Source organism: Methylobacterium sp. J-001, assembly GCF_022829565.1.
Taxonomy (GTDB): Bacteria; Pseudomonadota; Alphaproteobacteria; order Rhizobiales; family Beijerinckiaceae; genus Methylobacterium.
In genome coordinates this window covers 1-24,914 of record NZ_JAKSYN010000043.1, presented here as the reverse complement: position 1 = coordinate 24,914, position 24,914 = coordinate 1, and the positions used below count along the sequence as shown (strand labels likewise).

The 24,914-nt window shown below is 65.7% G+C and carries 23 protein-coding genes, 1 tRNA gene and 2 pseudogenes; 6 read left to right on the top strand and 20 right to left on the bottom strand.

Annotation, left to right across the window (positions count from 1 at the left end; genetic code table 11):
- Positions 1–168: 168 nt before the first annotated feature.
- The 12 genes from MKK65_RS04560 to aroQ all read right to left on the bottom strand — a co-directional run bounded on the left by MKK65_RS04560 (position 169) and on the right by aroQ (position 11,169).
- Entirely contained in the window at positions 169–822 is a 654-nt protein-coding gene (locus MKK65_RS04560) for a pyridoxamine 5'-phosphate oxidase family protein (protein ID WP_243955786.1), read from the bottom strand.
- A 171-nt stretch (positions 823–993) separates the two neighbouring features.
- The gene (gene ilvC / locus MKK65_RS04555) at positions 994–2,013 is read right to left on the bottom strand and encodes a ketol-acid reductoisomerase (RefSeq protein WP_007561887.1); all 1,020 of its coding nucleotides are present in this window, start codon (positions 2,011–2,013) and stop codon (positions 994–996) included.
- Positions 2,014–2,048: 35 nt separating this feature from the next.
- Positions 2,049–2,714 carry a TetR/AcrR family transcriptional regulator C-terminal domain-containing protein gene (locus tag MKK65_RS04550; protein WP_243955784.1) on the bottom strand — a complete coding sequence of 222 codons (666 nt, stop codon included), beginning with the start codon at positions 2,712–2,714 and terminating at the stop codon, positions 2,049–2,051.
- 77 nt (positions 2,715–2,791) lie between these two features.
- Positions 2,792–3,436 (bottom strand): glutathione S-transferase family protein, encoded by a 645-nt coding sequence (locus tag MKK65_RS04545; RefSeq protein ID WP_243955782.1) that lies wholly within the window; start codon positions 3,434–3,436, stop codon positions 2,792–2,794.
- A 9-nt stretch (positions 3,437–3,445) separates the two neighbouring features.
- Positions 3,446–3,838, bottom strand: coding sequence for a type II toxin-antitoxin system PemK/MazF family toxin (locus MKK65_RS04540; RefSeq protein WP_243955780.1), 393 nt, complete (start codon positions 3,836–3,838; stop codon positions 3,446–3,448).
- Positions 3,816–4,112 (bottom strand): MazF family transcriptional regulator, encoded by a 297-nt coding sequence (locus tag MKK65_RS04535; protein WP_243955775.1) that lies wholly within the window; start codon positions 4,110–4,112, stop codon positions 3,816–3,818. The genes MKK65_RS04540 and MKK65_RS04535 overlap by 23 nt, the downstream gene beginning before the upstream one ends.
- A gap of 53 nt (positions 4,113–4,165) precedes the next feature.
- Positions 4,166–4,708, bottom strand: coding sequence for an acetolactate synthase small subunit (gene ilvN / locus MKK65_RS04530; RefSeq protein ID WP_058193937.1), 543 nt, complete (start codon positions 4,706–4,708; stop codon positions 4,166–4,168).
- Between the two features lie 100 nt (positions 4,709–4,808).
- On the bottom strand, positions 4,809–6,584 hold the full coding sequence (locus tag MKK65_RS04525) for an acetolactate synthase 3 large subunit (protein ID WP_243955773.1): 1,776 nt from the start codon (positions 6,582–6,584) through the stop codon (positions 4,809–4,811).
- 422 nt (positions 6,585–7,006) lie between these two features.
- The gene (locus MKK65_RS04520) at positions 7,007–8,452 is read right to left on the bottom strand and encodes an amidase (protein WP_243955771.1); all 1,446 of its coding nucleotides are present in this window, start codon (positions 8,450–8,452) and stop codon (positions 7,007–7,009) included.
- A gap of 333 nt (positions 8,453–8,785) precedes the next feature.
- Complete coding sequence (gene pyrC, locus MKK65_RS04515) at positions 8,786–9,868, bottom strand: dihydroorotase (protein ID WP_243955769.1); 1,083 nt, start codon at positions 9,866–9,868, stop codon at positions 8,786–8,788.
- 13 nt (positions 9,869–9,881) lie between these two features.
- Positions 9,882–10,583 carry an orotate phosphoribosyltransferase gene (locus MKK65_RS04510; RefSeq protein WP_243955762.1) on the bottom strand — a complete coding sequence of 234 codons (702 nt, stop codon included), beginning with the start codon at positions 10,581–10,583 and terminating at the stop codon, positions 9,882–9,884.
- A gap of 133 nt (positions 10,584–10,716) precedes the next feature.
- Positions 10,717–11,169 (bottom strand): type II 3-dehydroquinate dehydratase, encoded by a 453-nt coding sequence (gene aroQ, locus MKK65_RS04505; RefSeq protein WP_243955760.1) that lies wholly within the window; start codon positions 11,167–11,169, stop codon positions 10,717–10,719.
- A gap of 176 nt (positions 11,170–11,345) precedes the next feature.
- Between aroQ and MKK65_RS04500 the strand changes: the two genes are divergently transcribed.
- The gene (locus MKK65_RS04500; RefSeq protein WP_243955758.1) at positions 11,346–12,188 is read left to right on the top strand and encodes a 3-keto-5-aminohexanoate cleavage protein; all 843 of its coding nucleotides are present in this window, start codon (positions 11,346–11,348) and stop codon (positions 12,186–12,188) included.
- Positions 12,189–12,272: 84 nt separating this feature from the next.
- Here the strand turns inward: MKK65_RS04500 and MKK65_RS04495 are convergent, their stop codons facing one another.
- On the bottom strand, positions 12,273–12,956 hold the full coding sequence (locus MKK65_RS04495; RefSeq protein WP_243955756.1) for a class I SAM-dependent methyltransferase: 684 nt from the start codon (positions 12,954–12,956) through the stop codon (positions 12,273–12,275).
- Between the two features lie 219 nt (positions 12,957–13,175).
- On the opposite strand from MKK65_RS04495, the gene MKK65_RS04490 reads away from it, so the two are divergent.
- Positions 13,176–13,249 (top strand) — tRNA-Gly (locus MKK65_RS04490).
- A 1,069-nt stretch (positions 13,250–14,318) separates the two neighbouring features.
- On the opposite strand, the gene msrA is transcribed toward MKK65_RS04490, so the two are convergent.
- From msrA to MKK65_RS04475, 3 genes are all read right to left on the bottom strand, one after another.
- Complete coding sequence (gene msrA, locus MKK65_RS04485) at positions 14,319–14,837, bottom strand: peptide-methionine (S)-S-oxide reductase MsrA (RefSeq protein WP_243955754.1); 519 nt, start codon at positions 14,835–14,837, stop codon at positions 14,319–14,321.
- Between the two features lie 172 nt (positions 14,838–15,009).
- Positions 15,010–15,249, bottom strand: coding sequence for a hypothetical protein (locus tag MKK65_RS04480; protein WP_243955753.1), 240 nt, complete (start codon positions 15,247–15,249; stop codon positions 15,010–15,012).
- A gap of 17 nt (positions 15,250–15,266) precedes the next feature.
- Entirely contained in the window at positions 15,267–16,343 is a 1,077-nt protein-coding gene (locus MKK65_RS04475) for a catalase family protein (protein WP_243955751.1), read from the bottom strand.
- A gap of 1,160 nt (positions 16,344–17,503) precedes the next feature.
- On the opposite strand from MKK65_RS04475, the gene MKK65_RS04470 reads away from it, so the two are divergent.
- Positions 17,504–17,791: an MTH1187 family thiamine-binding protein gene (locus tag MKK65_RS04470; RefSeq protein WP_243955750.1), complete on the top strand. Its 288-nt coding sequence runs from the start codon at positions 17,504–17,506 to the stop codon at positions 17,789–17,791.
- A gap of 65 nt (positions 17,792–17,856) precedes the next feature.
- Here MKK65_RS04470 and MKK65_RS04465 read toward each other — a convergent pair whose 3' ends face one another.
- Positions 17,857–18,030 carry a metallothionein gene (locus tag MKK65_RS04465; RefSeq protein WP_058193926.1) on the bottom strand — a complete coding sequence of 58 codons (174 nt, stop codon included), beginning with the start codon at positions 18,028–18,030 and terminating at the stop codon, positions 17,857–17,859.
- Between the two features lie 157 nt (positions 18,031–18,187).
- Between MKK65_RS04465 and MKK65_RS04460 the strand changes: the two genes are divergently transcribed.
- Positions 18,188–20,497 (top strand): FdhF/YdeP family oxidoreductase, encoded by a 2,310-nt coding sequence (locus tag MKK65_RS04460; protein ID WP_243955748.1) that lies wholly within the window; start codon positions 18,188–18,190, stop codon positions 20,495–20,497.
- 46 nt (positions 20,498–20,543) lie between these two features.
- Complete coding sequence (locus tag MKK65_RS04455) at positions 20,544–21,884, top strand: pentapeptide repeat-containing protein (RefSeq protein ID WP_243955738.1); 1,341 nt, start codon at positions 20,544–20,546, stop codon at positions 21,882–21,884.
- 6 nt (positions 21,885–21,890) lie between these two features.
- Here the strand turns inward: MKK65_RS04455 and MKK65_RS04450 are convergent, their stop codons facing one another.
- Together MKK65_RS04450 and selA are read right to left on the bottom strand one after the other, a co-directional pair.
- Entirely contained in the window at positions 21,891–22,361 is a 471-nt protein-coding gene (locus MKK65_RS04450) for a MarR family winged helix-turn-helix transcriptional regulator (protein WP_058193923.1), read from the bottom strand.
- A gap of 114 nt (positions 22,362–22,475) precedes the next feature.
- Entirely contained in the window at positions 22,476–23,930 is a 1,455-nt protein-coding gene (gene selA / locus MKK65_RS04445; protein WP_243955736.1) for an L-seryl-tRNA(Sec) selenium transferase, read from the bottom strand.
- A 93-nt stretch (positions 23,931–24,023) separates the two neighbouring features.
- Here selA and MKK65_RS04440 point away from each other — a divergent pair.
- Positions 24,024–24,462 (top strand): annotated as a pseudogene (locus MKK65_RS04440) (transposase); the annotation flags it as partial.
- A 182-nt stretch (positions 24,463–24,644) separates the two neighbouring features.
- Here the strand turns inward: MKK65_RS04440 and MKK65_RS04435 are convergent.
- A pseudogene (locus MKK65_RS04435) lies at positions 24,645–24,863 on the bottom strand (helix-turn-helix domain-containing protein); the annotation flags it as partial.
- Between the last annotated feature and the right edge of the window lie 51 nt (positions 24,864–24,914).

The following is a 24,914-nucleotide window of genomic DNA, read 5'->3' as shown; positions in this document are numbered from 1 at the left end:
AATGCGCTTTCAGCACTGAAGATATATCGCCGAAAAATTGTTGAATGAGAAAAATGACAACATATTTTTATCTTAAATAGGTAATTATCACGACGTGAACACGTCAAATTGCCAATTCAATAATGTTTTCATCGGCCCTCATGTTGACCATGAGGGCCGGTTCTTACCTCAAGCCTCGCCGCGAGCGACCAGAGCCTCGTACTCAGCCACCTCGAGCTTGCCCTCTTGGGCGACCCGGGCCTTGTCCGCATCGCTGATCACGTCGCCGGCGAGGTCGAGGCGCTTCCAGGAGGCGAGGGGGGTCTCGCGTTCCGGGGTCGGGACGTACTTGTTTTGCTCGAGTTTCTGATACTTGTGAATGTAACGCGGGCAATTGACCCAGATCTTCTTCACCGTGACCTTCACCAGATACTTGGCCTCGGTGTACTCGGCCATGAGGGCGTCGTCGCGCAGCAGCGTCGCGTGGCCCTGCACCCGGATCCGGTGTGGCGTCTCGAAATCGATGAACAGCAGGCCGACCTTGGCCTGACCCTCGATGTTTCCCATCGAATAGAACATGCCGTTGCCGTCAAAGCCCGGGAACGCGAGGGTGTTCTCGTCGAGCACCTTCACCAGGCCCTGGGGCCCGCCCTTGTAGGAGACGGTCGGCATCCCGTCGGGATCAACCGTGGACAGGAAGAACATATCCCGGGAGCCGATGAAGGCGCCCTCGTCCGGGCGGATGCTGTCGTGGACCCAATCCTCGTCCAGGCGCACGGCGAGCTTCGTGGTGCCGAACTCGGTCTGCAACGCCCGGTGGGCGTCCGAATAGAGCGATGCCATGGCGTGTCCTCTCTAACCCTCACCGGTCCTCATACGTGCGGGACCGCTGAGGCGTTTATCGCCGGGAATGCCCGCGTTCGGCAACCGGCAATAGAAAAAGCCGGCCTCGCTATCACGTGACCGGCCTTCCGGAGGTGCGGCCGAGCAAAGCCCGGCCGCGAAATCCCAAAATCAGTTGCGGGTCTTGTCGACCAGCGCCTTCTCGGAGATCCAAGGCATCATGGCGCGGAGCTTGGTGCCGACCTCCTCGATCGGGTGGGTGGCGAGCTTGGCGCGGGTCGCCTTGAACGAGGTCTGGTTGACCTTGTTCTCCAGCATCCAGTTGCGGGTGAAGGTGCCCGACTGGATGTCGTTGAGCACGCGCTTCATCTCGGCCTTGGTCTCGGGCGTGACGATGCGCGGGCCGGTCACGTACTCGCCGTACTCGGCCGTGTTAGAGATCGAGTAGTTCATGTTGGCGATGCCGCCCTCGTAGATGAGGTCGACGATCAGCTTCACCTCGTGCAGGCACTCGAAATAGGCCATCTCGGGGGCGTAGCCCGCCTCGACCAGGGTCTCAAAGCCGGCCTTGATCAGCTCGACCAGGCCGCCGCAGAGCACGGCCTGCTCACCGAACAGGTCGGTCTCGCACTCTTCCTTGAAGGTGGTCTCGATGATGCCGGCGCGGCCGCCGCCATTGGCCGAGGCGTAGGACAGGCCGAGATCGTGGGCGTTGCCGGAGGCGTCCTGGGCGATGGCGATCAAGGTCGGCACGCCGCCACCGCGCAGGTACTCGGACCGCACGGTGTGGCCGGGGCCCTTCGGGGCGACCATCAGGACGTCGAGGTCCTTGCGCGGCTCGATCAGGTTGAAGTGGACATTGAGGCCGTGGGCGAACAGGAGGGCGGCGCCCTCTTTCATGTTCTTCTCCAGCGACTCCCGGTAGATGTCGCCCTGCAGCTCGTCGGGGGTGAGCATCATCACCACGTCGGCCCACTTGGCGGCCTCGGCGACCGACAGGACCTTGAAGCCCTCGTGCTCGGCCTTCTTGGCGGTGGCGGACCCCTCGCGGAGCGCGATGACGATGTCCTTCACACCGGAATCGCGCAGGTTGAGCGCGTGGGCATGGCCCTGGCTGCCGTAGCCGACGATGGCGACCTTCTTGCCCTTGATCAGGTTCAGGTCGGCGTCGCGATCGTAATAAACCCGCATGTCGATTTCCTCTTCAGCGTTGGTTTCGGGTAGGGTTAGGTGTTTGCCTGGCCGTACAGGGCCAGGAACTGGTCCACGGCGCGGCCCGCATCGCGCTGGATTTCGTCCGCGTCGAGGTCGAGCGCCTCGCCGAGCAGCAATCGGATCTGGATATCCCGGCCGACCAAGCCGAAGAAGGTCCGGAACGCTGCCTCGCTGTCGGCGAAGGCGAGCAGCCCCGCCGCGCGCCCGGCCTCCAGCACCGGCTTGACCCGCTCACCGATGGCGAAGCGGCCGTTCGCCAACACGATGCCGCCGAGATTGCTCTTGCGCGAGCCGGCATGGGCGACGGCGATCCGGTTCAGCGCCACCGAGGTGCGGCTGGTGATCACCGTGAGCCAGGAGACCGCGAAGTCCTGGAGATGTTCGCGCAGGCTGGTCCCGTCCAGCGCCTGCACGGCCTCGCGGCCGGCATGGACCCGGGACGCCTGCCATCGCACCGTCGCGGTGAGCAGGCCGTCGCGGTCGCCGTACCACTTGTACAGGGTCTCCTTGGAGCAACTCGCCCGGCGGGCCACCGCGTCCATGGTGAGCTGGTCACCGCCCTCGACCATGAGGGCGAGGACGGCGTCGAGCACCGCCTGCTGGCGCACGGACGGCGTCGCCGGCGCCACGGCGCCCGCCTCTTCCGTCTCCTGCCGCTCTGCAAGGCTCGACCGCATCGCTTCTAGTACCGTACCGTACGGTACGCTCGATAGAGCGATTCGCCGGACGCCGCAAGGGGCCCGGCGGGGCGGCTTCAGGCTGGCAGGGCCAGCCCTTCGCGGGCGAACACCGCCTGCACCGCCGGCCGCTCGGCGACCCGACGAGCATGGGCGTGCCAAGCCGGGAAGCGCGCGGGCATGTCGAACCGGAGCGACGCGCCGGAGGCCCAGACCCAAAATACCATCAGGTAGGCGTCGACCACGCCGTACCGGTCCCCCACGGCCCAGACGCCGTTCGAGAGGTGGACCTCGGTCATGGTGCAGAGATCACCGTAGGTGTCGGCGGCCTTGTCGCGGATGCCGGGAAAGGCGTCCTCGTCCGCAGTGTAGCGTTCCGGCCGGCGGACATGCGCGTAGGTGACGTGGTGATTGGCGGCGAGCCAGCCGAGCCACTCGTCGGCCCGGGCCTGCTCGCGCAGATCGGTCGGCCAAAAGCCCTTCTCGGGCACGGCGCGGGCGACATGGCGCAGGATCGCCGCGCATTCGGTCAACACCCAGCCGTCCTCGACGAGGGCCGGCACCCGGCCGCGCTCGTTGATCGCGAGGTATTCCGGCGCGCGCTGGTCCCCTGCCGCCAGGTTGAGCTTGACGCCTTTGAAGGGCAGCCCGGATTCCTCTAGGATGATGTGGGCGGCCAGCGAGCAGGCGCCGGAGGCGTAGTAGAGGGTGCGGGTGGTCATTCGGAGTTCTTACCGTTGCTGCACTGAGCGGGCGTCCGCACCGTCGAAAGTCAGGCCGAGAAGACTGCGCAGCTTGCCGCGCACTTCGGCGACAACATCGTCCGGTGCCGACCCGAGGCTTCTGAGGATCCGGGTCGCCCGGTCGATCGAACGGACTTGATCGACCAACACGGCGCCTCCGACGACCAGACCGGCTGGCAGGAAGACTTTGGTTGGCCATGGATGCGGGTTACGCGTGATCGGGCATATGATCACCCGGCGCGTCAGGTGGTTCATGTCCGGGTCCGATACGACGAGCGCCGGCCGGATCCCGTTCTGCTCGGTGCCGCGGACCGGTTCGAGATCGATGAGGAGCAACTGGCCCGGAATTGGCTGCCAATCAGTACGGGTCGTTGGCGTCATCGATGATCTCGGAACCGCGGTCGGGACCCCAATCGACGGATTCAGGCTCCGCCTCGGGCCTCAGACGCCGTGCTTCAGCGATCATCTCCGCCATCGTATAAACGGGCAACCCGTCAACGTACCGACGCCCGGTCCATTGCTTGGGCTCGACCTCCGGCCGCCCCTTCGAGACGATCTCGACGGTCTCTCCTTCGAGGATACCGAGTTCCTCGGCCTCCATGCTGCTCAGCCGCACGGCGAGATCATCGCCCCAACGAATCACCTTGGCTTCCATCGCTTCGCCTCCCGTGAGGACGGCGGAGCATAGCAGATCGGAGCCGCGGGATCCTACAGCGGCTCCGAACCCCGGCCCATGGCGCTGATGCCGGTGCGGCAGATCTCGACCAGCCCGATCACGCTCATCAGCCGCACGAACCGGTCGATCTCCTCGGTGGCGCCGGTGAGTTCGAACACGAAGGAATTGAGCGTGGCATCCAGCGTCTTGGCGCCGAAGGCGGCGGCCAGGCGCAGGGCCTCGCTGCGATGCTCGCCCTCGCCCTTGACCTTCACGAGGCAAATCTCGCGCTCCAGCGCATTGCCCTGGAGGGTCAGGTCGACGACCCGATGGACTGGCACCAGCCGATCGAGCTGCGCCTTGATCTGCTCGATCACGGCGTTCGTACCGGTGGTCACGATGGTGATGCGTGAGATATGGCGCGCCTCCTCGGTCTCGGAGACGGTCAGGCTCTCAATGTTGTAGCCGCGGCCGGAAAACATGCCGGAGATGCGCGCGAGCACGCCGGGCTCGTTGTCGACGATCACCGCGAGCGTGTGCCGGTTCACCGGCTCGACGCGGCCGGCATCGGGGTAGTGGGTGTTCATCGCGTTCATCGCCGGCTTCGTCCTCGTCATCCAGTCCGTGCTCATTGGCGGCCGCGCGCCGCCGCCCAAACGGCAGGCGGCCACCCCGAGAGGGCCGCCGCCAAACCCCTCACACCAGCATCTTGCCTTCCTCGGAAATCACGTCGCCGAGTTCGACGCCGGTCTCGCCGAGGTAGTCGGACAAGAGCATCTCGTTATGCGCCTTGCCCGAGGGGATCATCGGGAAGCAGTTCTCGGTCTTGTCGACGATGCAGTCGAACAGAACCGGCCCGTCATAGGCGAGCATCTCCGCGATGGCGCCGTCGAGGTCGCCCGGCTTCTCGCAGCGCATGCCCTTGGCGCCGTAGGCCTCCGCCAGCTTGACGAAGTCCGGCAGGCTCTCGGAATAGCTCTGCGAGTAGCGCGAGCCGTGCAGCAGCTCCTGCCACTGCCGGACCATGCCCATGTACTCGTTGTTCAGGATGAACACCTTGACCGGCAGCCGGTACTGAACCGCGGTCGAAAGCTCCTGCATGTTCATCAGGATCGAGGCCTCGCCGGCGATGTCGATGACCAGCCCCTTCGGGTGGGCGAGCTGCGTGCCGATGGCCGCCGGCAGTCCGTAGCCCATCGTGCCGAGACCTCCGCTCGTCATCCAGCGGTTCGGCTCGTCGTACTTGAAGTACTGCGCCGCCCACATCTGATGCTGGCCGACCTCCGTGGTGATGTAGGTCTCGCGGTCCTTGCAGGCCTCGTAGAGGCGCTGCACGGCGTATTGCGGCTTGATGATCGTCCCCGACGGCCAGTAGGCAAGGCAGTCGCGGGCCTTCCAGGCGCTAATCTTCTGGAACCACGGGTCGAGATTGGACTTTTCGGGCCGCGATGGCAGGGCGCGCCAGGCTTCCAGCATATCGGCCAGCACCGAGGCACAATCGCCGACGATCCCGACATCGACCTTGACCACCTTGTTGATCGAGGAGGCGTCGACGTCGATGTGGATCTTCTTCGAGAAAGGCGAGAACGCATCGAGCCGGCCGGTGATCCGGTCGTCGAACCGGGCGCCGACGCAGATCATCACGTCGCACTCGTGCATCGCCAGGTTGGCCTCGTAGGTCCCGTGCATGCCGAGCATGCCCAGGAACTTCGGATCCGTGCCCGGATAGGCGCCGAGCCCCATCAGGGTCGAGGTGACCGGGAAGCCGGTCTCGGCGACGAGCTCGCGCAGGAGGCGCGAGGCCTCCGGACCGGAATTGATCACGCCGCCGCCGGTGTAGAAGACCGGGCGGCGGGCGGTCGCCATCAGTTCCACCGCTGCGCGGATCCGGTCGCCGTCGCCCTTGACGGCGGGGCGGTAGGTCTTGTGGCTCGCGATCTCCGGGCGCTCGTAGAGGCCGGAGGCGAACTGGATGTCCTTGGGCAGGTCGACCACGACCGGGCCGGGCCGGCCGTTCGCGGCGACGTAGAACGCCTCATGCAGGATACGCGGCAGGTCCTCGATCGATTTGACCAGGTAATTGTGCTTCGTGCAGTGGCGCGTGATGCCGACCGTGTCGCATTCCTGGAAGGCGTCGGTGCCGATCAGATGCGTCGGAACCTGCCCGGTGATGCAGACGAGCGGGATCGAGTCGAGCAGCGCGTCGGTGAGACCGGTGACGATGTTGGTGGCGCCGGGGCCCGACGTGACCAGCACGCAGCCGACTTTGCCGGACGAGCGCGCATAGCCCTCGGCCGCGTGGACGGCACCCTGCTCGTGGCGCACGAGGATGTGCTTGACGGCGTCCTGATGGAACAGCGCGTCGTAGATCGGAAGTACGGCGCCGCCCGGATACCCGAACAGTGTGTCGACCCCCTGATCCTGGAATGCCCGGATGACCATCTCGGCCCCGGTCATGACCTCGCCGCCCATGCTCTCCTCCTCCGCTCCCCGGATCGTCAGCGGCGGTCGTGCGCCGCCGGACGAACCGGTTCCTTTCGTCCTGCACTTTCGTCACGCGAGGCGGCATCCGCCTCGCTCGAAAGTACTGTCTTGGTCGGTATCTCGAACGCGTGGATCTCGTTGACCGTGATGCGTCACTGAGCAGCGGGCAATAAAAAAGGGCCCCGAGGGACCCTGCATGCGCCACCGCTCGGATTGCAGCCCTGATCTAGGGCCGCCCCGTCGGTGACGCTTCCACTACAATAAGAACCGCGTTCATCGGATATCCGAGCCTGCCTCGCGGCGGACGCCAAATCCGGGGTCGGATTCGTGCGACTCACGCGTGAAGTGTCGAGCCTCATACCGGAGCCCCGGGAGCCGGTCAACGCGTTTGCCGAGGATCGGACGCGCGCTCAGTGCAGAGGCGGCGGCCGGCGGCGGACCCAGTTGCCCGCGGCGTCGTAGGCGGCGCCGAGCTGGAGGCAGGCGAGTTCGCCGTGGTTGCGAGCGACGATCTGGATGCCCGTCGGCAAACCGGCCTCCCCGAAGCCCGCCGGGACGTCGAGGGCCGGCAGGCCGGACATGGTCACCGGGACCACAGTCTGCATCCACCGATGGTAGGTGTCCATCGCGCGGCCGCCGACCTCCCGGGGCCAACGCAGGCCCTTGTCGAACGGAAAGACCTGCGCGCTCGGCATGACCAAGTAATCGTAGTTTTCCATGAACCGGCGCACAGTCTCGTACCAGCGGGTGCGACCCTCCAGGGCGGCGACGACCTGATCGGCGGTGAGCGCCAGCCCACGCTCGGCCTCCCAGATCGCCTCGGGCTTCATCTGGGCCCGGTGGCCGGGCTCGTCGTAGAGCGGCCGGAGCGCCGCGGAGACCGACAGCGCCCGCAACGTCAGAAAATCGCGCCAGAGCTGCTCCATATCGAACCGGGGCGCCGCCTCCTCGACCACGCAGCCGATCTCCGCGAAGGTTGCCAGCGCCGCGCGGCCGAGTTCGAGCACGCCGGGATCGAACGGGATCTGTCCGTCGCAATCGCCCAGCCAGGCGATCCGGGTCCCGCGGAAATCCCGGGCGAGCGGGCTTGCGAAGGCCGTTGGGTCCTGGCGGATCGTGTTTGGGCAGCGCGGATCGTAGCCAGCCTGGACCGACAGCATCAGGCCGATATCGGCCGGGCTGCGCCCGACGGCGCCAAGCACCGACAGGCCGGGGCTGAACACGTCCTTGGTCTCGACCGGGATCCGGCCCCAGCTCGGGCGCAACCCGTAGCAATTGTTGAAGGCGGGCGGGTTGCGCAGCGAGCCGCCGAAATCGCTGCCGTCGGCCACCGGCTGCAGTTTTAGGGCGACCGCCACCGCCGCACCACCACTCGATCCCCCGGCGCTCTTCTCTGGATCGTAGGCGTTTCCGGTGGCGCCGTAGACCGGATTGAAGCTGTGCGAGCCGAGCCCGAATTCGGGGATGTTGGTTTTGCCGATGAAGATCGCCCCGGCCGCGCGCAGCCGGGCGACCATGATCGTGTCCGTTTGCGCGATCCGGTCCGCGAAGATCGGCGATCCTTGCGTGAACGGCAGCCCGCGCACCGCATCGAGATCCTTCACGGCGAGCGGGAAACCGTGCAGCGGCCCCACGGCCTCGCCGCGGGCGAGCGTGGCATCCCGCGCCTCGGCCTCCTGCAGGAGTGCCGCCTCGCCCTGAAGCCCGACGATGGCGTTGACCTGCGGATTGAGCCGGTGAATCCGCTCCAGATAAGCGCGCATCACCTCGACGCAGGAAACAACCCGGCCGCGGATGGCGGCCGAGAGATCGACGGCGCCGAGCGCCGTGATGCCGTCCTGTCGCTCATCCTGCATGGTCGGTCGTCTCCCTCTCGCGGTCCGCGCCGGCATAGCAAAGGCAAGGCCGATCACACGTTTGATCGTGTGCGGCGGTCTACTACTCGTGATGGTCGGAGAGGCAAGAGACGTGCAGGGATTCGGCCGATGTTTCCGAGCCCCGACAAGGGGCCCCCGTCGCGCGCAATGGCGCGATGATCCCTGGTCCCACTTCCACGCCCAGCACCGTCATCGCGAGCGGAGCGAAGCAACCCAGGGCAGCACACGCTCGCCGAGTGTGGCGTTTCCCTAGATGGCTTCGCTCCGCTCGCAAGGACGGTGGGAGGGGTACGTGCTCCCGTCGGAGCCAGATCAGACCACAGCCCAGGGCAGCGTTTCATCCCCCCGGAACACCACCACGGCAGTGTCCTCCACGGCCACCGCCTCGATCACGCTACTCTCTCGACGCTCGAGGGTAACGGTGGCATCGTTGGGTGCCAGCCCGTGGAAGCGCGCACCATTGAGCGACGCGAAGGCTTCGAACTTGTCGAGCGCGCCCTCCTCGTCGAAAACCTGCACGTAGGTCTGCAGAGCGCTCGGGCCGCAGAACACGCCGGCGCAGCCGCAGGAGGCCTCCTTGGCGCCGCGGACATGCGGGGCGGTGTCGGTGCCCAGGAAGAAGCAGGCCTCGCCCGAGGTCGCGGCCGCGCGTAGGGCCAGGCGATGCCGCTCGCGCTTGGCCACTGGCAGGCAGTAAAGGTGCGGGCGCAGGCCGCCCTGGAAGATATGGGTGCGGTTGATGACGAGGTGATGGGGCGTGATCGTCGCCGCCACGCGACTCCGGTTGGCCCGCACCACGTCGAGGATCTCAGCCGTGGTGGCATGCTCGACGGTGACCTTCAGGCCCTGGTGCCGGGCCAGCAGCGGGATCAGGCTGCCCTCCATGAAGGCGGCCTCGCGGTCGAAGATGTCGATCTCCGGGTCGGTCGCCTCGCCGTGGATCAGAAGCGGCATGCCGATGCGCTCCATCCGCTCCAGAACGGGCGCGAGCCCGATCAGGTCGGTGACGCCGGCATGCGAGTTCGTCGTCGCGCCGGCCGGGTAAAGCTTGGCGGCGATCCAGACCTTCTCGGCGAAGCCGCGCGCGATTTCGTCCGGGTCGGTGTCGTCCCGCAGATAGCAGGTCATCAAGGGCGTAAAGTCGACCCCCTCGGGCAGCGCGGCCAGGATCCGCTCGCGATAGGCCCGCGCAGCTGCCACGGTCGTCACCGGCGGCACCAGGTTCGGCATGATGATGCCCCGGGCGAACTGGGCCGCCGTGTAGGGCAGCACCGCCTTCAGCATCGCGCCGTCGCGCAGGTGGATGTGCCAGTCGTCCGGCCGGCGGATCGTGATCCGGTCGGCCGCGGTCGAAGCGGGCGGCTGCGCCGCGGGGAACAGATCGGCGACGCTCATCGCTTGCGGCTCCTCAGCCCTGCCCGAAGGACGAGATGCCGCCGTGGGCGGCCGACCACTCCGCCGGGGCATTGAGGAAGCGCTCGACCTCGGCCAGGGTGTTGGCGTCGAAAGTACCCATCTCCTTGGCCACTGCCAGCACATCCCACCACGTGGTGAGGTAGTGCAGCTTGATGCCGATCTCCTGCATCAGCGCGGCGCTGCCGGGGAAGATATCGTAATAGAACAGCACGAAGCAGTGATCGACGTTGGCGCCCGCATCGCGCAGAGCCTGGCAGAAATTGACCTTGCTGCGCCCGTCGGTGGCGAGATCCTCGACCAGCAGGGTCCGGGCGCCGTCCACGACCTCGCCCTCGATCTGGGCGTTGCGGCCGAAGCCCTTCGGCTTCTTGCGCACGTACTGCATCGGCAGCATCAGCCGGTCGGCGATCCAGGCGGCGAACGGGATGCCGGCGGTCTCGCCGCCCGCGATATGGGTGAGCGACTCGTAGCCGATCTCGCGCACGATCGTGGAGGCGGCGAAATCGATCAGCGTCGAGCGCAGGCGCGGGAACGAGATGATCTTGCGGCAGTCGATATAGACCGGGCTGGCCCAGCCCGAGGTAAACTTGAACGGTTCGTCCTTGTAGAAATGGACGGCCTGGATCTCCAGGAACATCTTGGCCGCTTCGCGGGCGATGATCGTTCGGTCGATGGGCAGGAACGACGTGGTCATGCGGCGTGCGCGCTCCGCTGAGTGCGCTCTCCGGCGGGGACCGGTCTCGAAGAGCGCGGGATGGGTAGGCCTGACCGGTCTCCTCCGCCCTGTCTCCGCCAGCGTCAACCCTCCCGAAGCCGCTATCCGCGTCTCAGGCGGCGTCGCCTTTCGTTCGGAGCAGCGCCAAATGCCGGATTGCAAGCGCGTAGCCATGTGTGCCGAAGCCGGCCAGGACTGCGGTCGCCGCCAGTGAGATGTAGGAATGGTGGCGAAACGCCTCGCGCCGGTGGACGTTCGAGATGTGGCACTCGATCACCGGCACCTCGCAGGTGTTGAGCGCGTCGAGGATCGCCACCGAGGTATGGGTGTAGGCGCCGGCATTGATCACGATGCCGGCCGACCCGACCCGGAAGGCGTGGATCGCGTCGATCAGCACGTGCTCGGCATTGCTCTGGCGGAAATCGACGTTGAGCCCGAAGCCGACGGCGGTCTCACGGCACAGGACCTCGACATCGGCGAGCGTCTCGCGCCCGTAAATCTCCGGCTGCCGTTTGCCCAGCAGGTTCAGGTTCGGCCCATTCAGGACCAGGACGGTGTCGTTCATTGCGTTCCTCGCCGCGCGAGAGGTGCGGCAAGCCGCCGTCCGACACAAGTCCACCCTGTCACCGGCTCCGAGATGTCCCGCGCCGAAGGCCGCCCGGTCCGCCAGAGCGGTTCAGTTTCCCCGCCTGCGGGGCTATCCCGGGCGCGAATCAAATGAACGATCAGGGAGAAGACGCGATGGCAGGATCCCCGAGCGACGCGCCCGTCGTGATTGCGGTGGCGATCACCGGCTCGGTGCCGCGCAAGACGGACAACCCGGCCGTGCCGGTCACCGTGGCCGAGCAGATCGAATCGTCCCAGCAGGCCTTCGAGGCGGGCGCCACCCTTGCCCATATCCACGTGCGCAACGACGACGAGTCGCCCTCGTCGGATCCCGACAAGTTCGCGGCCGTGCAGGAGGGGCTGCGCAAGCACTGCCCCGGGATGATCGTGCAATTTTCGACAGGCGGGCGTGGACGTGACCCCGCCGCAAGGGGACTCTCGCTCAAGCACCGGCCCGACATGGCGTCGCTCTCCACCGGCTCGGTGAACTTCCCGACCATCGTGTACGAGAACAGCGCCAGCCTCGTCACGGACCTCGCCGGCCAAATGAAGCAGTTCGGCGTGCGGCCCGAGATCGAGATCTTCGACCTATCGCATCTGCACGGGGCGAAACGGCTGGTGGAGGCCGGCGTCATCGACAGCCGTCCACATGTTCAGTTCGTGATGGGCGTGCAGAACGCGATGCCGGCCGAAGCGCACCTGCTCGATATCCTGCTCGCCGAGACGCGCCGGATCCTGCCCGAGGCCACCTGGACCGCCGCCGGGATCGGCCGCAACCAAGCGGTCGTGATGGAGTGGGCGCTGGCCCGCGGTGCCGACGCGGTCCGCACCGGGCTCGAGGACAACATCCGGATCACGAAGGACCGGCTGGCGGCGAGCAATGCCGAGCTGGTCGCCCTCGCGGCCGATGCGGTGCGCCGCCATGGCCGCCGGGTCGCAAGCCCGGTGGAGGCGCGGGCCACCTTGGGGCTGGGCTGAGAGGAACCGTATTCTAAAACTCCGCGTCGGGCGACTTCCAATCTCGTCGGTCGTCAAGCGACCGCTCGCGAAGCCTTTCCTGCATCACGGCTTTCGGGCGACGATGGCATGCAGTCTACCGACGGAGCGGTCCTGATCGATGATGAAGCCGATGGCCCGCAATTCCCTCGCCAAGGCTGCAGGCTGAAGCCGCAGCTTCCGATAGCTGCTTTTGCGCAGCGTCCAACCGCCATTGTTGCGGACGTAGATGATATCCGCTACGACGACGCTTTCGGGCTCGTAGTCGAGTGCGCAGACCATCAAACGTTGGTCGTCCGCCCGAACCGGAATGAAGCGATCCAAGCCCGTCAATTCCAGCGAAAGATCGCGAAACGTCAGGACCAAGCGACCTGCCGCACGTAGCGCATCATGCGCATCGCGGAAAAGCTTCGATACGTCGCCGCGATCGTCGAGATGCGTCAGGGTATCGCCCATACATACGATCGCATCGATGCTATCGCGCTCGACCAATGTCGCGAAGCCGCGTATATCGGTCAATCGCGGTTCGATTGAATCTCTCGCTTTAAGCGTCTTCAATTCCTCAAGCAGAGCGTGACAGGAATCGAGTGCAATAACGGATTCGAAGCCGAGATCGCGAAGAGCAAAGCTCTGATAGCCCGGCCCGCAACCGAGGTCGATGGCCCGACCATTCGGTCGTGAGCATATTCCAAGGTCGATAAGCAGTTTTCGCTGCTCGGCAACCTTATCGCTGAACGATGAGCCGTTCATCCACGATTAATGTTTCGTCAGAATATTGTCATAATATGCTCGAACCTGGCTCATCAGCAGCTCCGGGATCGCGTTTTAAACCGCATTATTGTCGTGCCGGGCCGCTTGTCGAGATTGCGATCAGCGCAGCCTATCTCGCGACACCCTTCACCCGAATGCGGGCACGGCCCCAATGCCCATCTTCTCACGGGCCGGGCGGTGTGCTAACGCTCCGCCCGCGCGGGTGTAGCTCAATGGTAGAGCAGCAGCCTTCCAAGCTGAATACCCGGGTTCGATTCCCGGTACCCGCTCCACGTCTCTCCCCGGATGGCACAGGGCACGGGGTACATGATCCCAGGATGTGTGGGGTGGATAGAGACTGACGCGTCTGAGTTCTCTCGTTCTGGCCTGATGGACATCCTGGCAGGTCGTAACACCGTGCTGAGCCCTCAGGCGTCGCGCATGATTGTGGTCGACGAATAGCTGCAGGTGCGGCTGTGGCTTATGGCGGACCTCATCGATATCGCCTAGCCATCGCGGGCTTGGTGGTGCCGCTCCTTCGCTTGACCTAACTTCTAGTTCACGGATGCTTGGGCTTGGTCAGGTGATGCGCGATGCCGCGCTCCTGCCAGGCACGACCGAAAATGCGCCCTCTTCAGAGGACTATCGGGCCTGAGCGGTTGCGCGCGGAAAGGCAGGGGTGCCCCCCGTGTCCGTTCGCACCTTTTGCATCTGGCGCGGCACGATCGCCCTCAATGCGGGTAAGACGCCCGATGCCGCGTCGGGACCAACTTCCGCCCGCAGTCGACGAAGGCAGACGAATACCGCCGAAAAGGTAAAGCTTGCCCGCCTTCGTCCTAACACCGGCGATATCGACGTAGACATCGCTAATGGCGTAAGCGGCGAGACGCGTCTGCTGGGGTTTGTCGCCGTCAATCTGCCTGGGCGGCTGATATCCTGTCGCTCAAGGAAGTATCTAGCAGTTCGGGTGGAGGATCGTGGGCGAGAGGCGATGGAGGCCGTCGTCCGACGGCAGCAGCGTATGCCGCCAGAAGGGAACGATGCCCGACTTGTTCTATGATGTGAGGACGGTCGAGCGCGGCTGCTGTGCCCTCCATGGCGGGTATCCGACGTCGTCCGACGCGTCCATTTCTGTATGGTTGTCCGCCTGATACCGCAGCGTCTGATGGCAGCCCTTACACTCCATGGACGCAACTATTTCGCGCCTTGCATCTCCTTTGTCGTGCCTGCGCTACCGCAAAAAAATCGGTCCGTAGCGCATGTTCTGCAGCAAGGTGCCAAACCCTATTGCCACACCACGGGATCAAGCCTGAGCTGGCTCGCTATACGAGGTGTCCCGTGGTGATGCTGTCGTAAAGATCCTCAGGCGTCCTGCGTGCCTGGAGACCGGATCGGCAGCGTCCAATTCGGCCTGACGAAGTGGCAGGTATAGCCGTCCGGTCGACGTTCCAGGTAATCTTGATGCTCCGGTTCGGCCTCCCAGAACGGACCCGCTGGCGCCACCTCGGTCACCACCTTGCCCGGCCAGAGGCCCGACGCGTCGACGTCGGCAATGGTCTCCTCCGCGACCCGCCGCTGCGCGTCGTCGAGGTAGTAGATGGCCGACCGGTAACTCAGGCCCCGGTCGTTGCCCTGGCGGTTCGGCGTCGTGGGGTCGTGGATCTGGAAGAAGAACTCCAGGATGCGCCGGAAGCTCGTCTGGGCCGCGTCGTAGACAATCTCAATGCCTTCTGCATGGGTGCCGTGGTTGCGGTAGGTCGCGTTCGGCACATCGCCGCCGGTATATCCCACGCGGGTGGTGATGACGCCCTCCTGCCGTCGGATCAGGTCTTGCATGCCCCAGAAGCAGCCGCCCGCCAGCACAGCCTTCTCTTCGCTCATCGTGTTTCCTCCGTAGGACCGAAGCGTCCCATCCTGACCCATAGATGGGGATTCCGATCAGGCTTCGCCCCTTCCCGGGGCGACATCGCCCGCGGCACTCTCTCATCCTCTGCTAACCCGCGCTCGGTCAGCGCGCCTCAACTTTCACGCAGGTGAAGGCGACGGGCAGGGCCTAGCCGCCCTCCATCGTCTCCGTAAACGAGGCGGCGTTAGCGGTGGTCGACGTGACGGCGTGCTCGGCATTCGGGCTGTCGACCGGCAGCACGTAGTCCTGGCCGCTCTCCAGCCCCTTGGTCGAGTCGAACACTCGGATGGTGCCGTTGAAAGGCTTACGTGCCGTCTTCGCCATGTCGTCCGCCTGAACCTGAGTCGCGCCGAAGAGGATGGCGGCCATCGTCGCCAGGGTGGACATGCGCATATCGGGGTTCCTCAGCGCCCGCTGCCGGGCTCGTGGATCGGGCAGCCGTTGAACCGCTGGCGGAATTCGGCCGAGTGCCGGTAAGGCGCATTGCGGGCGCGGTTGATGTTGCCCAGCGGCCTGTGGGCGGCGAGCCCCGTCCAGACGCTGAAGCGCATCTCCTCATCCACGGTGCGGACGCGGATCTCGTCCCAGCTGTCCTGCGGGCGGACGGTGATCAGGCCAACCCGCTGAAATGGCGCCTCGTCCTCGCTCCATTCGACGGTCGGATCCTCGACGGGCTGGCGCTCGAGGTCGCGGCAGAGTTGGACCCGGAATTCCCACATGCCCTCAATCACCGCCATCTCGGAGCGCACCGTCTCGCGGATCGCGTTCGGGCGGCCGGAGGCATCGATCTCATTGCCGGTGAGCGCGGTCAGCCCCGGGGCGATCGGCGCGATCGAGAATTTGGCGACGTGGTCGCCGTACCGAAACGGGGTGACGCTGTAATAGGTCTCGCCGAGCGGATCGACGTTGGGCGCGCCGCCAAGCGAGCCGATGGTCGGGCTTTCGATGCCGACGGCGGTCAGTGCCTTGTTGACTCCACGCAGCACCGTCGAGGCAGCGACCTTCAGGCCCTCGACCCGGTCGGTAGTGCCGGCGAGCAGCTTGAGGCTGCCAAGAAACTTCTGTGCGTTCGGGGCCTGGAATATCTTGCCGTTGACCATGATGAAGTTTTGGGTCGTGCCCTCGGCATCGGGCAGGCGCTCGCCCTCGACGTCCAGGACCTTCAGCGCGAGGCCGCGAGGTAGCGAGACCGCATCGGGCAGGATGTCGCCGGCATTGGTCGACAGCCGCATGTAGACCTTGTGCTCGCCGGGCTTGGCGAACAGCCCCTGTGCCAGCTCTGGCGGCAGGTTCGGATCGATCCGAAGGACGCCTTCGAGGATCCCGTGCGCTTTGGCGTGGACGGAGCGGACGGCATGGCCGGAATCGTCGGCGACCGTTTGGAGGATGGTGTCGAAGGTCTGGTTCAGTCCCTCGATGGTCTTGCCCTCATCGGGCTGCACGACCTCGTGATCGGGGCTGTAGCGAATCGGTGCTTGCAAGATCAGAGGCTCCAGCTTGGTTCCGTTTCCGATCGAACAACGCTGGGGGATCTCCGTTCCAAGTTGCATTCCATTCAATTATCCGTGAGCAATTGGTTGGGAATGCGGGTACCGGGCGGTGATTGTCGGCGGAAGGACGCCAGATGTGGTACCCGCTCTAATTTATAAGAGTTCTGACGTGCGTCTTTGGCTTGGTCCGCCGAAACGCCTGACCGCCGAGCCATGGCCGCGTCACGCTCTTTTTTCATGTGGGGATCGCTGAGCAGTTCCGGGATTTTGCGGACTGCCATGTCGGACGGCCCCCCGATCAGCCCATTCGATCCTTGGCTACACCAGCCGGCCATCAGCCGAGCAGTCTTGGACCTAGCCGAGGCCGTATCCAAGCTCCGGGCCCTGTTGGAGACCGCCCGTCAGGTCGCGACGATCGTGGCCGGGCAGCACCCGTTCTACTTAACCATGGACGTAGCCACCGTCTACGACGCGGGCAGCCCCATGAATACGGCTGGTATTCTGCCGCGCCGGTTCTGCAACTGTATTTCTGTGTACATTAACTGAGTTGGCGTCGCCGAACTGATCCAATTATTCGGTCTGTGCACGGTGGTCTGCGTTGCATTGGACAAATTCGATGTGCCTGTGCCTGAATAAGATGTCCATTCGGTCCGTCGGTGTCGTCGTTTAATGGGCTCGCTTCGCCGACCTAGAATCTGCGTCGTTGACTAGAACCATAGCCGCAACAGCAACCGAATTATCCTGTGAACAGCGGCCGCGTCTACAACGCTATCATCAATGTCGATAAGCCGCTTACAGGAACGATCGAGCATCTCGGCCTGCGCGGGCCTCTAGGAATGATCCCTGTGCCCGCAAGCTCGCGACGGGCCGCAATGATTTGACCGACATGCATCACCCGAACCTTCCTCACGGCTTTACCCAGATGACCGCCCATTCCAAGTGCTGCCTGCAGGCGATGGAGTAACTCGCCGCGCTTCTCGGCGACGCCCTTCGTAGGCCGTAAATCGCTGCTGTCCTGACCGTGGACGCATAGCCTCTGCGCGTGTGCTATCGTTTCTGGGCACGCCATGCGTGAACAGGGAACGGCGCGACACACAGTCTCGTCACGCTGATCCGATCCGGTGGGCTCCGGTCCTTTGGGAAGCATTACCATGAAGGTATCCGCCGACCTGTGCATCGTGCCGATGGGCGTCGGTCCCTCGGTCTCGTCCTACGTGCGCGAGATTAAAGCGATCATCGAAGCAAGCGGCTTGACCGCCACGATGCATCCCAACGGTACCAATATCGAGGCCGAATTGTCGGAGGTCTGCGCGCTGGCCGAGCGTTGCGAGGCGCGTCTCGCCGAGCTCGGTGTCGAGCGAACCTTCTTCACGCTGATCTTCTCGACCCGCCGGGACAAGGAGCAGTCCATGGCCGACAAGCTCGCGGCCGTCTCCTGACGGATCGTCTCTGAGGCGCCGCGCGGCGTTCCTGCCGTCGCGCGGGCCCCGTCGTTCGAGACCGCTCAGCCGTGGCAGGCGCAGCCGGCATGCTCGCAACCGGTGTGATCCTTGTGACCGTCGGCACATTCGTCACAGCAATAGGCCTTGCCGTCCCGGGACACCGCCTTGGACAGTTGGACGACGCACACGCAGTCCTGACAGGCGCATTTCACCATTTCGACGTCGACGCTGGCCATTCTTCTCTCCTCTGAGCGTTTCGTTCACTGACCGAGTCTAGTTCCGCCACAGCAGGGACGGAAGCGCTTCGGCGCCGCGGTGACGCGCCTTTGATCCGACCTGCAGTCTCGCGCGTTCCCCCCGGTCCGGACGCTGGCGTGCCGGGAGGAGGACGGCATGAGCGACCAGGACACCGGTGACATACGGATCGAACCCTATGACAGCCCTGCGGGCGGCTGGGGCTCGGCCCGCTCCCTCGTAGAGATTTTGACGCGCGAAGGCGTCCCGGTCACCGGCTCGGCGATGCTGCTGAAGCAGAACAAGCCGGACGGATTCATGTGCGTCTCCTGCGCCTGGGCGAAGCCGGCCAAGCCCCTGGCCTTCGAGTATTGCGAGAACGGCGCCAAGGCCACCGCTTGGGAACAGACCCGTCGTCGGGCAACCCCGGATTTCTTTTCCGCCCACACAGTCACCGAGCTGCTCGGCTGGAGCGACTACGCCCTGGAGGAGCAGGGCCGCCTAACGCATCCGCTGCGCTACGATCCCGAGACAGACCGGTACCGGCCGGTCGCCTGGGGCGAAGCGTTTGCCGAGATTGGGCGGGAGCTGAAGGCTCTGCGCGAAGAGGCCCCGAAATCGGCGGTGTTCTACGCCTCCGGGCGGGCCTCGCTGGAGACCAGCTACATGTGGGCGCTGCTCGCGCGCCTCTACGGCAACAACAACCTGCCGGACTCGTCGAACATGTGCCACGAGCCGACCTCGGTGGCGCTGCCGCAATCGATCGGCGCGCCGGTTGGCACGGTGCTGCTGGAGGATTTCGAGACCACCGACCTGATTTTCTTCTTCGGCCAGAATGTCGGCTCGAACGCACCCCGGATGCTCCATCCGCTCCAGGAGGCGCGGCGCCGGGGGGCGCAGATCATCACCTTCAACCCGCTGCGCGAGCGCGGACTCGAACGCTTCACCAACCCGCAATCGCCGGTGGAGATGCTGACGCGCTCGGCCACCAAGATCTCGACGCAGTACCACCAGGTGAAGGCAGGCGGGGACCTCGCGGCGCTCACCGGCATGTGCAAGATCCTCATCGCCCAGGACCGGGAGGCCGTGGCCGCGGGCAAGCCTGCGGTGCTCGATCACGCCTTCATCGCCGAGCACACCCATGGCTTCAATGCGTTCGTAGCGTTCTGCGATCGTGCGGATTGGGCGGCGATCGAGCGGCGCTCCGGCCTCACCCGCCCGGCCCTCGAAGCCGCGGCCGGGGTCTATGCCCGCGCCAAGGCGGTGATCGGCATCTACGGGATGGGCCTGACCCAGCATCGCAAGGGCACCGAGACCGTGCGGATGCTGGTGAACCTGCTGCTGCTGCGCGGCAATATTGGCAAACCCGGCGCCGGGATCTGCCCGGTGCGCGGCCACTCGAACGTGCAGGGCCAGCGCACGGTCGGCATCACCGAGAAGCCGGAGCTGGCACCGCTCGACAAGCTGAAGGAGCTCTACGACTTCGAGCCGCCGCGGGAGAAGGGGCTTAACACGGTCGAGACCTGCGAGGGCATCCTCGACGGCAGCGTCAAGGCCTTCGTCAGCCTCGGCGGCAACTTTTTGCGTGCGATCCCCGATACCGGGCGGATGGAGCCGGCCTGGCGGCGGCAGCGCCTCACGGTGCAGATCTCGACTAAGCTCAACCGCTCGCATCTGGTCAACGGCACGGTCGCGTACATCCTGCCCTGTCTCGGCCGGATCGAGATCGACCAACAGGCGAGCGGCCCGCAGGCGGTTTCGATGGAGGATTCCACCGCGCGCTTCCACGGCTCCCGGGGCGTATCGGATCCGGTCGGCCCGGAGGTGCGCTCTGAGCCCTGGATCGTGGCCGAGATCGCCAAGTCGGCGCTGCCGCACAACCCGCGCATCGACTGGGATGCCTGGGTCGCCGATTACGCCCGGGTGCGCGACGCGATCGAGGCGACCTATCCGACGGTGTTCCACGACCTGAACGGGCAGATGTTCCGGCCGGGCGGGATCACCAAGCCGCTTGGCGCCCGCGACCGGAAATGGGAGACAGACACCGGCAAGGCGAACTTCTCGGTGACGGAGGGGCTGGAGGCCGATCCCGACCTGCCGGCGCACAGCCCGGACGTGCTCGACCTGATCACTTTGCGCTCGAACGACCAGTTCAACACCACGGTCTACGGCTACGACGACCGCTTCCGCGGGGTGAAGGGCACCCGCGACATCCTGTTCATGAACCGGGCCGACATCACCCGGCTCGGGCTCAAGGACGGCGGCTCCGTCGATGTCGAGGCGGTGGCCGGCGACGCGGTCACGCGGCGCGTCGGCGGTCTGCGGGTGATCGCCTACGACATCCCCCAGGGGAATTGCGGTGGTTACTACCCGGAGCTGAATGTCCTGCTGCCGCTCTGGCATCACGACGAGCAGTCCAAGACCCCCGCCGCCAAGGCCATCACCGTGCGGGTGACGGCCACGACCTGAGCCGAGGGATCTGGCGCGGCGCCGTTCTCTCCGGCAAAGAGCCTGGATGGATCAGGTCACGCCCCGAGATGTGGAGCCGCGCCTGCGCGGCCTCCTGGACCTGATCGCAGCCGGCACGCCCGTCCGCGAGCCGGGCCTCGACCTTGCGCATGTGGATGCCAGCAGCACGGCGCTTGCCACCGTCGCGCCGGCCGATGCCGAATCCGGCGGCCTTCCCCTGGTCGGTGCGGACCTGTCCCGGGCCCGCATGGAGGAGGCCGACCTGTCCGGCGCAAATCTGCGCCGGGCCAGCCTTACCGGAGCGGTCGGGCGCTCAACCCGATTCATCGGGGCGATCCTAGAAGAAGCCGATCTGTCTGAGGCCGACCTTTCGGGGGCGGATTTCAGCGGCATCGTGGCGGGCCAGGTCAGGTTCGCCGAAGCGATGCTGGAGGATGCCCGCTTCGGGCAGGCCGCCATGCGCTTCGCCGATCTGTCGGGTGCGCTTTTGGACGGGGCGAATTTCGCCGAAGCTGACCTCTGGGGCGCGAATTTTTCCGGTGCCGATGCCGACGACACCGTGTTCCGCGGCGCGCGGCTCGACGAAGCCAAGCTCGCCGACGCCAACCTGACCCATGCCGATTTCGAGGGCGCGAGCCTTACAAAGGCATCCCTCGCGGGCTCGCGCCTGCGTGGCGCCAAGTTCACCGGAGCGAAGCTTGACGGCGCCGACCTGTCCGGCGCCGACCTCTCCGACACCGATCTCGTTCGGCTCAACCTCGCCACCTGCCGACTGCGGCATGCCCGCTTCGCTGGCGCCTGGCTTAACGGCACTCGAATGAGCGTCGAGCAGCTCGGCGGCGCCGTGGGCGAAGAGGTATCCGGTGCCTACGAGGCGGCGCAGGCGAGCTATCTTGCCCTAGAACAGAACTGGAAGAGCATCGGCAGCCAGGACGCTGCGAGCTGGGCCTACAAGCGCGGCCGCCGGATGGGCCGCTTTCATGCCGGGCAACAGGCGCGCGTCGCCTGGATCGCGCGAGACTGGGTCGGAATCCTGGGCCATGGCTACCGCTGGACCGCCGACAGATTCGTCGAGTGGCTGTGCGATTACGGCGAGAGCCTGTCGCGTATCGCCCGAGCCTTCGCGCTGCTGATTGTCGTGTTCGCCGGCCTATACGGACTCACCGGCGGCCTATTCTTGACCGAGGGGCCTGAGGCGGGGCCGACCTACAATCCGATCGACCTGATGAGCTACAGCGCGCTCAACATGATGACCGCCAATCCACCGGAGATCGGCCTCAAGCCGACCGGGCGCGTTACCAATCTGCTGGTCGGCCTGGAGGGCGCGGTCGGCATCATCCTGATGGGACTCTACGGCTTCGTCCTCGGCAATCGCCTGCGACGGTAGAATCCCTCAATCGTTCCCACTCAACCGCTCGATCAGAGTGCCAAGATCCTTGCGCAAGGCCCGGATCTCCGGCTCGCTGAGTTCGAGCTGGCACATCACGCTCTCACGCACGGTGACGGCCTCCGCTCGCAAGGCGGCCCCTTGCGGCGTCAGCGCGATCTCGACCTCGCGCTCGTCTGACTGGCGCCGGGTTCGGACCAGGAATCCCGCGCTCTCCAGTCGCTTCAGCACCGGTGTGAGCGTGCCGGAATCGAGCCGCAGTCGCCGGCCGATCTCCGAAACCGTGACGCCGTCCTGCTCCCACAGCACCAGCAAGACGAGATATTGCGGATAGGTCAGGCCAAGCCGCTCCAGGAGTGGGCGGTAAGACTTCGTCATCCGGTGCGCGGCAGCGTAGAGCGCGTAGCAAAGCTGGTTATCGAGCAGGAGCGGGTCCGTCACGTGCTCCGTCTCGACCGTGTCCACTGAATACGACATGTTTCTCGCCCATCGCGGTCCGAGGGCCGCTTGTCTCGCACCGCGACCGCGGGTTGGCCACCCTAGCATAACACGCGCATCACGAGCGCAAGCCCCTGCGCGACTTGCTCTTTCTCAACAACCCCGGCGCCCGGGCGCTCCGTCACCTGGGGATGACAAGTTCGATAGGCTGTTCAAGAACCCGGTTTCGTCCTCCAGAGTACGCAGGTCGAGCACGATGGCATCGCCGCTGATGCGGCCGATTACCGGTGCCGGCAATTCGCGCAGACGTTCGGCGAGGCGCTTGCAGCGGCCCCCGGCGCCGCGGCGGCCGTCGCCCTCCGGTGTCAGCACCAGGGCTGCGCTGGGTAAGGTCTCCACCGGCAGCGCCCCGGAGCCGATCTGGCTGATGCACTCGGTGACCGAGACCGTCGCCCAACCGGATATCCGTTCGGCGACCGCCGGCGCGATGGCCCGGGCCTGCGCGTCGATTGCCCCGCGCGGGCGGGTGAGCAGGCGCAGGGTTGGCAACTCCTCGGCCAGTCGTTCGGGATGGAGATAGAGCCGCAGCACCGCCTCCAGGGCCGCGTAGGTCATCTTGTCGACCCGCAAAGCCCGCTTCAGCGGGTTCTTGCGCACCCGGGCGATCAGATCCTTGCGCCCGGCCACGATTCCGCACTGGACCGCACCGAGGAGCTTGTCGCCGCTGAAGGTCACCACATCCGCTCGCGCCAGGGCCTCGCGAACGGTGGGCTCGGGGGGCAAGCCGTAGGCAGAGAGGTCGACGAGGCTGCCGCTCCCAAGATCCTCCGCCAGAGGCACGCTGTGCTCCCGGCATAGGGCGTGGAGCGCTATCGGGTCCGCTTCGGCGGTGAAACCGGTGATCGCGTAATTGCTCGGATGCACCTTCATGACGAGGCCAGTGCGCGGCCCGAGCGCCTCGGCGAAATCGCGCAGATGGGTGCGGTTGGTGGTGCCGACCTCGCGCAGCCGGCAACCAGCCCGGGCCATCACGTCGGGCACTCGGAAGGAGCCGCCGATCTCCACGAGTTCGCCGCGCGAGACCACCACCTCCTTGCGCATGGCGAGCGCGTTCAACACCAGTAGGACGGCGGCGGCATTGTTGTTGACGACGACCGCGGCCTCGGCCCCGGTCAAGCGGCAGATCAGCGATTCCACGTGGTCGTCGCGCTCGCCCCGTGCGCCGGTGGTGAGATCGAATTCGAGATTGCTTGCCTGGACCATCACGGCGGTCACGGCTTCTGCAGCTGAGCGAGGCAGGAGCGCCCGACCGAGATTGGTGTGGAGAACCGTGCCGGTAAGGTTGAAGACTGGCCGCAGTGAGGACCTACGCTCGGCCGCGAGCTTATCCCCTGCCGCGGACCGGATTGCCGCCTCGTCCGGCACCGGGCCACCCTCTGAACGGATCCCGGCCAGGATGGCTCGCACCGCCTCGGTGCAGGCCGTGCGCCCGTAGGAAGCGAGGATCTCCTCCGAGACCCCGCTGACGAGACGTTCGACCGAAGGAATTTGGCGCGGAACCTGCGCGGGATCTTCGAGGGTAGGTTGGGTTGTTGCTGAAGTTGGCATGTGACGCTGAGAGTTAACGATGGTTGCGTTTAAGACCAGCCCGGCGCGGCGCGTCGCGCGCAATCCCGGCAGGATTTGCACAGAAGCGGGCGAAAGCTAGCTGCCAAATTGCGCGACGTCGTCGGACTCTACGTCGATTCGCCCGCCCATGCCTTCGTGCTCTCAGTCGATGAGAAGAGCCAAATCTAAGCGCTCGCCCGCACGCAGGACCCGTTGCCGATGAAGCCGGGCCGGCTGATGACGCGCACTTAAGACCACAATTGCCACGGCACGACGACCCTGTTTGCCGCCCTGGACGTGCTGGAGGGCAAGGTGATCGGCCGCTGCATGCAGCGCCACCGGCATCAGGAGTTCATTTTTTTTCGTTGACGCGGTCGAGGCGGCGGTTCCGGCGGGTAAGATCGTCCACGCGATCCTAAACAACTATGCCGTCCACAAGCACCCCAAGGTCCGCGCCTGGCTCGACCGCCGCCCGCGCTGGACCTTCCACTTCACCCCGACCTCAGCCTCGTTGCTTAATGCCGCCTGTGGTGCGGCTTGTTCGGATCGCTGATCGAGGTGCAGGCAGCCATTAGAGCCGTGTCCGGCTGTGTTGAATCGTTGGGGGTTGCGGGCAGTCTGCGGATCTGATTCGCTGTTGGGCTTTCCGAGGAGGTCGGGATGCCGTCAGCGCTATCGATGGATCTGCGAGAACGCGTGATCGCGGCGATCGACCTGAAGGATCCGCTCAGCGTGCGCTTCGATGGCCGGTGCGGGGCGCTGCCCGCACGAGGGCCGGGGCGCGATCGCGCCCTCCGCCTGGAAGCGTTCATGCCAGCGGATCGCGCTGGATGGGCCGACCCCGAAGCGCTTGGCCGCCTGTCGGCGCGAAGCTCCCGCCGCGATCGCCGCGATCACGCGTTCTCGCAGATCCATCGATAGCGCTGACGGCATCCCGACCTCCTCGGAAAGCCCAACAGCGAATCAGATCCGCAGACTGCCCGC

What these genes read in the sequence shown, in the direction of transcription:
- MKK65_RS04540 (WP_243955780.1), bottom strand. Translation starts at nt 3,838, where the DNA reads ATGACGCCAACGACCCGTACTGATTGGCAGCCAATTCCGGGCCAGTTG.
- MKK65_RS04550 (WP_243955784.1), bottom strand. Translation starts at nt 2,714, where the DNA reads ATGCGGTCGAGCCTTGCAGAGCGGCAGGAGACGGAAGAGGCGGGCGCC.
- MKK65_RS04510 (WP_243955762.1), bottom strand. Translation starts at nt 10,583, where the DNA reads ATGACCACGTCGTTCCTGCCCATCGACCGAACGATCATCGCCCGCGAA.
- ilvC (WP_007561887.1), bottom strand. Translation starts at nt 2,013, where the DNA reads ATGCGGGTTTATTACGATCGCGACGCCGACCTGAACCTGATCAAGGGC.
- aroQ (WP_243955760.1), bottom strand. Translation starts at nt 11,169, where the DNA reads ATGAACGACACCGTCCTGGTCCTGAATGGGCCGAACCTGAACCTGCTG.
- MKK65_RS04560 (WP_243955786.1), bottom strand. Translation starts at nt 822, where the DNA reads ATGGCATCGCTCTATTCGGACGCCCACCGGGCGTTGCAGACCGAGTTC.
- MKK65_RS04520 (WP_243955771.1), bottom strand. Translation starts at nt 8,452, where the DNA reads ATGCAGGATGAGCGACAGGACGGCATCACGGCGCTCGGCGCCGTCGAT.
- pyrC (WP_243955769.1), bottom strand. Translation starts at nt 9,868, where the DNA reads ATGAGCGTCGCCGATCTGTTCCCCGCGGCGCAGCCGCCCGCTTCGACC.
- MKK65_RS04480 (WP_243955753.1), bottom strand. Translation starts at nt 15,249, where the DNA reads ATGTCCACCCTGGCGACGATGGCCGCCATCCTCTTCGGCGCGACTCAG.
- MKK65_RS04495 (WP_243955756.1), bottom strand. Translation starts at nt 12,956, where the DNA reads ATGAACGGCTCATCGTTCAGCGATAAGGTTGCCGAGCAGCGAAAACTG.
- MKK65_RS04500 (WP_243955758.1), top strand. Translation starts at nt 11,346, where the DNA reads ATGGCAGGATCCCCGAGCGACGCGCCCGTCGTGATTGCGGTGGCGATC.
- ilvN (WP_058193937.1), bottom strand. Translation starts at nt 4,708, where the DNA reads ATGAACGCGATGAACACCCACTACCCCGATGCCGGCCGCGTCGAGCCG.
- msrA (WP_243955754.1), bottom strand. Translation starts at nt 14,837, where the DNA reads ATGAGCGAAGAGAAGGCTGTGCTGGCGGGCGGCTGCTTCTGGGGCATG.
- MKK65_RS04545 (WP_243955782.1), bottom strand. Translation starts at nt 3,436, where the DNA reads ATGACCACCCGCACCCTCTACTACGCCTCCGGCGCCTGCTCGCTGGCC.
- MKK65_RS04470 (WP_243955750.1), top strand. Translation starts at nt 17,504, where the DNA reads ATGAAGGTATCCGCCGACCTGTGCATCGTGCCGATGGGCGTCGGTCCC.
- MKK65_RS04525 (WP_243955773.1), bottom strand. Translation starts at nt 6,584, where the DNA reads ATGGGCGGCGAGGTCATGACCGGGGCCGAGATGGTCATCCGGGCATTC.
- selA (WP_243955736.1), bottom strand. Translation starts at nt 23,930, where the DNA reads ATGCCAACTTCAGCAACAACCCAACCTACCCTCGAAGATCCCGCGCAG.
- MKK65_RS04465 (WP_058193926.1), bottom strand. Translation starts at nt 18,030, where the DNA reads ATGGCCAGCGTCGACGTCGAAATGGTGAAATGCGCCTGTCAGGACTGC.
- MKK65_RS04460 (WP_243955748.1), top strand. Translation starts at nt 18,188, where the DNA reads ATGAGCGACCAGGACACCGGTGACATACGGATCGAACCCTATGACAGC.
- MKK65_RS04455 (WP_243955738.1), top strand. Translation starts at nt 20,544, where the DNA reads ATGGATCAGGTCACGCCCCGAGATGTGGAGCCGCGCCTGCGCGGCCTC.
- MKK65_RS04450 (WP_058193923.1), bottom strand. Translation starts at nt 22,361, where the DNA reads ATGTCGTATTCAGTGGACACGGTCGAGACGGAGCACGTGACGGACCCG.
- MKK65_RS04535 (WP_243955775.1), bottom strand. Translation starts at nt 4,112, where the DNA reads ATGGAAGCCAAGGTGATTCGTTGGGGCGATGATCTCGCCGTGCGGCTG.